General features: G+C 51.4%; 4 protein-coding genes. 1 reads left to right on the top strand and 3 read right to left on the bottom strand.

Going from position 1 to position 5344, the window contains the following annotated elements; all coding sequences use genetic code 11:
- Positions 1–22 precede the first annotated feature (22 nt).
- From clpB to rluD, 3 genes are all read right to left on the bottom strand, one after another.
- Positions 23–2596 carry an ATP-dependent chaperone ClpB gene (gene clpB, locus ACUU1I_RS19475; protein ID WP_005070477.1) on the bottom strand — a complete coding sequence of 858 codons (2574 nt, stop codon included), beginning with the start codon at positions 2594–2596 and terminating at the stop codon, positions 23–25.
- 129 nt (positions 2597–2725) lie between these two features.
- Positions 2726–3457 carry a purine nucleoside phosphorylase YfiH gene (gene yfiH / locus ACUU1I_RS19470; protein ID WP_000040142.1) on the bottom strand — a complete coding sequence of 244 codons (732 nt, stop codon included), beginning with the start codon at positions 3455–3457 and terminating at the stop codon, positions 2726–2728.
- On the bottom strand, positions 3454–4434 hold the full coding sequence (gene rluD, locus ACUU1I_RS19465) for a 23S rRNA pseudouridine(1911/1915/1917) synthase RluD (protein ID WP_000079121.1): 981 nt from the start codon (positions 4432–4434) through the stop codon (positions 3454–3456). Before rluD ends, yfiH begins: the two co-directional genes overlap by 4 nt.
- A 134-nt stretch (positions 4435–4568) precedes the next feature.
- Here rluD and bamD point away from each other — a divergent pair, with 134 nt between their 5' ends.
- Positions 4569–5306: an outer membrane protein assembly factor BamD gene (bamD, locus tag ACUU1I_RS19460; protein ID WP_000197686.1), complete on the top strand. Its 738-nt coding sequence runs from the start codon at positions 4569–4571 to the stop codon at positions 5304–5306.
- Positions 5307–5344 lie beyond the last annotated feature (38 nt).

Raw genomic sequence — 5344 nt, 5'->3', positions numbered from 1 at the left:
CCCCGAAGGGCTCGTTTTATCATTACTGGACAGCGACAATCCGGTCTTCATTAATTTCCAGGCGAATCACTTTACCCGGAACCAATTCACCAGACAGTATTTGCTGTGCCAGCGGGTTTTCGATCTGCTGCTGGATAGCACGTTTCAAAGGACGTGCACCATAGACTGGATCGTAACCGTTCTCGCTCAGCAGTTTCAGCGCCTCGTCAGAAATGTGGATTTCATAACCACGTTCTTCCAGACGTTTGTACAGACGTTTCAACTGAATCTGCGCAATCGAGGCAATGTGCTGTTCACCCAGCGGATGGAAGACCACCACTTCATCAATACGGTTAATGAATTCCGGACGGAAGTTATGGCTAACCACACCGAGCACCAGCTCTTTCATGTGCGCATAATCCAGTTCACCGAAGCGTTCCTGAATCAGATCGGAACCGAGGTTAGAGGTCATAATGACAACCGTATTACGAAAGTCGACCGTTCTCCCCTGCCCGTCAGTCAGACGCCCATCATCCAGTACCTGCAACAGAATATTGAAGACATCCGGATGCGCTTTTTCCACTTCATCCAGCAGGATGACGGAATACGGACGACGACGCACAGCTTCGGTCAGGTAGCCACCTTCTTCATAACCGACATATCCCGGAGGCGCACCAACCAGACGAGACACCGAGTGTTTCTCCATAAATTCGGACATATCGATACGGACCATCGCCTCGTCGCTATCAAACATAAAGTTCGCCAGCGCCTTACAAAGCTCAGTTTTCCCCACACCCGTTGGGCCGAGGAACAGGAATGAACCAATCGGGCGATTTGGATCCGCCAACCCCGCACGGCTACGGCGAATAGCGTTAGATACCGCATCAACCGCTTCGTTCTGACCAATGACGCGATGGTGCAGTTCTTGCTCCATACGCAGCAGTTTTTCGCGCTCGCTTTCCATCATGCGAGAAACCGGAATCCCCGTCCAACGCGCCAGCACTTCAGCAATTTCGGCATCGGTCACTTTATTACGCAACAGACGCATAGTTTTGCCTTCGAGCTGCGTTGCGGCTTCCAGTTGCTTTTCCAGTTCCGGGATTTTGCCGTATTGCAGTTCAGACATCCGCGCCAGGTCCCCCACACGGCGAGCCTGTTCAATAGCGATTTTCGCCTGTTCCAGTTCCGCTTTAATGGTCTGCGTACCAGAAAGCGATGCCTTCTCTGCTTTCCACTCTTCTTCTAACTCGGAGTACTGACGTTCTTTGTCGCTCAGTTCTTCGTTGAGCATATCCAGGCGTTTTTTACTGGCTTCATCAGACTCTTTCATTAACGCCTGTTGTTCCAGTTTGAGCTGGATGATACGACGATCGAGTCGGTCGAGTTCTTCTGGTTTTGAGTCAATCTGCATACGAATGCTGGATGCTGCTTCATCGATCAGGTCGATGGCTTTATCCGGCAGCTGACGGTCAGCAATGTAGCGATGAGACAACGTCGCTGCTGCAACAATTGCCGGGTCAGTAATTTGCACATGGTGGTGCAATTCGTAACGTTCTTTCAGGCCACGCAGAATCGCAATGGTATCTTCAACAGAAGGCTCGGCAACAAACACTTTCTGGAAACGACGTTCCAGCGCAGCATCTTTTTCGATGTACTGGCGATATTCGTCAAGCGTCGTGGCACCTACGCAGTGCAATTCACCACGCGCCAGCGCCGGTTTCAGCATGTTTCCGGCGTCCATTGCGCCATCGGCTTTACCCGCGCCGACCATGGTATGTAATTCGTCGATAAACAGGATGACGTTGCCTTCCTGTTTGGCAAGATCGTTAAGCACGCCTTTTAAACGTTCTTCAAACTCACCGCGATATTTCGCCCCAGCCACCAGCGCGCCCATATCCAGCGCCAGTACGCGGCGGCCTTTCAATCCTTCCGGCACTTCGCCGTTGATAATACGCTGCGCCAGACCTTCAACGATGGCAGTTTTACCGACGCCGGGTTCACCAATCAGTACCGGGTTATTTTTAGTACGACGTTGCAGCACCTGAATGGTACGGCGAATTTCTTCATCACGACCAATCACCGGATCGAGTTTGCCCTGTTCGGCTCGTTCGGTAAGGTCGATGGTATATTTTTTCAAAGCCTGACGTTGGTCTTCAGCACCTTGATCGTTCACGCTTTCACCTCCACGCATTTGTTCAATCGCTTGAGTAATGTTGGCGGTGGTCGCCCCTGCTGCTTTCAGGATGTCGGCCAGCGTGCCGCGAGACTCAAGTGCCGCCAGAACGAACAGTTCTGACGAGATAAAGTTATCACCACGTTTTTGCGCCAGCTTGTCGCAAAGATTAAGAACGCGCACCAGATCCTGTGATGGCTGGACATCACCACCAGTACCTTCAACCTGCGGTAAACGATTTAATGCCTGATTGATATCTGTGCGCAACTGGCCAGCATTTATGCCAGCGGATGTTAATAAAGGACTAACCGAACCCCCTTCCTGATTCAGCAGGGCGCTCATTAAATGAAGTGGTTCGATGAATTGGTTGTCGTGCCCGAGTGCAAGTGATTGGGCATCGGCAAGAGCAAGCTGGAATTTATTAGTAAGACGATCCAGACGCATAACTCCTCCCATAACGGATCAAAGTTGCTACTGGAGATTAAATGAGGTCATCCCTCAATTATTCAAGGTTATTGACCAGATTAATGTGAAAAGAAAATCACGCGTACCGGATCGTCTTGATTCTTTAGGTTATATCAGCCAAATGAAACTTGCCATACGACCGGTGGTCTTGTCGCGACGATAAGAGAAGAAAGTCTCATTTTCCGTATATGTACAACGGTCGCCGCCGAAAATTTGCTCAACACCCACGTTCGCCAGACGCTGCCGGGCAAGCTGATAAATATCCGCCAGATACTTATCACCATGCTGAATGAAAGCTGCACTTGCTTTAGCGTCTACTGCCATAAACGCCTCGCGAACCTCCGCCCCCACTTCGAACGCGCGTGGACCAATTGCCGGCCCTAACCAGGCGAGAATGTTTTCAGGTTTATCAGCAAAACAGGAAACCGTCTCTTCCAGCACGCCTGCGCACAGTCCACGCCAGCCAGCATGAACGGCGGCGACTTCCGTTCCCGCTCGATTGCAAAACAGCACAGGGAGGCAGTCGGCAGTCATCACTGCGCAAACCGTGCCAGGCGTATTGCTATAAGAGGCATCTGCTCGTTTTGAGGCATAAGGTTCGCCAGTAAGCTTAAGCACATCTTTGCCGTGTACCTGCTCAAGCCAGACCGGTTTAGAAGGCAAATTGCCCGCAGCAAAAAGTCGCTTGCGATTCTCCTCAACGTGATCCGGGTTATCGCCACAATGGGCACCGAGGTTGAGTGAGTCATACGGGGGCAAGCTCACGCCGCCGATACGAGTGGAGCTACAGGCCGCAACACCTTTTGGCAGCGGCCACTGCGGGACAATCAGCTTACTCATAACCAGTCCACTTCATCCTTATGCTCTTCGAAATCGGCGCGCATCACCTCAATCAGCTCCACCATATCTTGTGGAATAGGCGCATGCCATTCCATTTCGATGCCGGAGATCGGGTGATAAAGACGCAGCATGGTTGCATGAAGCGCCTGGCGGTCAAACTTACGCAGCGTGGAGATAAATGCTTCCGAAGCACCTTTTGGCGGACGCGGACGGCCACCATAAACCGGATCGCCCACCAGCGGATGAGTGATATGGGCCATATGCACGCGGATCTGGTGCGTACGTCCAGTTTCCAGACGCAACCGCAGACGCGTGTGCACACGGAAGTGTTCCATGATGCGATAGTGAGTCACCGCCGGTTTGCCCATCGGATGCACCGCCATGTGAGTACGTTTGGTCGGGTGGCGGCTGATGGGTTCATCTACTGTACCGCCAGCGGTCATATGACCAATCGCCACCGCTTCATACTCACGAGTAATTTCACGCCGTTGCAAAGATTCGACTAAACGCGTCTGAGCCGGAACGGTTTTTGCCACAACCATCAGGCCAGTGGTGTCTTTATCCAGACGATGGACGATGCCCGCACGTGGTACATCGGCAATGGGCGGATAGTAATGAAGCAACGCATTCAGTACCGTGCCATCCGGGTTACCCGCGCCAGGATGTACCACTAGGTCGCGCGGTTTATTAATGACGATGATATCTTCATCTTCATAGACGATATCCAGAGGGATATCCTGCGGTTCAAAACGCGCTTCTTCTTCAATCTCAGAGTTGATGGCAACCTGCTCGCCACCCAATACTTTTTCTTTCGGCTTATCACAAACTTTGCCGTTTACCAGCACGCGCTGGTCGAGGATCCATTCTTTTATTCGCGAACGTGAATAATCCGGGAACATTTCGGCCAAAGCCTGATCTAAGCGTTGACCGAGTTGGTTTTCGGACACCGTTGCAGTGAGCTGTACTCGTTGTGCCATATATACTGCTTCTTCGTTTATCGTTGGGGTTTTACGGCTTTGCCGTTTAATATAGTGTGCTATTGTAGCTGGTCTTAACCGGGAGCAGGAACAGAGAATCTCCCGTATTACATTTTGAGGAAAGTCAAAACGTCATGACGCGCATGAAATATCTGGTGGCAGCCGCCACACTAAGCCTGTTTTTGGCGGGTTGCTCGGGGTCAAAGGAAGAAGTACCTGATAATCCGCCAAATGAAATTTACGCGACTGCACAACAAAAGCTGCAGGACGGTAACTGGAGACAGGCAATAACGCAACTGGAAGCGTTAGATAATCGCTATCCGTTTGGTCCGTATTCGCAGCAGGTGCAGCTGGATCTCATCTACGCCTACTATAAAAACGCCGATTTGCCGTTAGCGCAGGCTGCCATCGATCGTTTTATTCGCCTTAACCCGACCCATCCGAATATCGATTATGTCATGTACATGCGTGGCCTGACCAATATGGCGCTGGATGACAGTGCGCTGCAAGGGTTCTTTGGCGTTGACCGTAGCGATCGCGATCCTCAACATGCACGAGCTGCGTTTAGTGACTTTTCCAAACTGGTGCGCGGCTATCCGAACAGTCAGTACACTACCGATGCCACCAAACGTCTGGTATTCCTGAAAGATCGTCTGGCGAAATATGAATACTCCGTGGCCGAGTACTATACAGAACGTGGCGCATGGGTTGCCGTCGTTAACCGCGTAGAAGGCATGTTGCGCGACTACCCGGATACCCAGGCTACGCGTGATGCGCTGCCGCTGATGGAAAATGCATACCGTCAGATGCAGATGAATGCGCAAGCTGAAAAAGTAGCGAAAATCATCGCCGCAAACAGCAGCAATACATAACAGAAACCTGAAACACAAAACGGCAGCCCTTGAGCTGT

The organism is Shigella sp. SIG3, from assembly GCF_053555855.1.
This window is presented reverse-complemented; position numbering and strand designations above follow the sequence as displayed.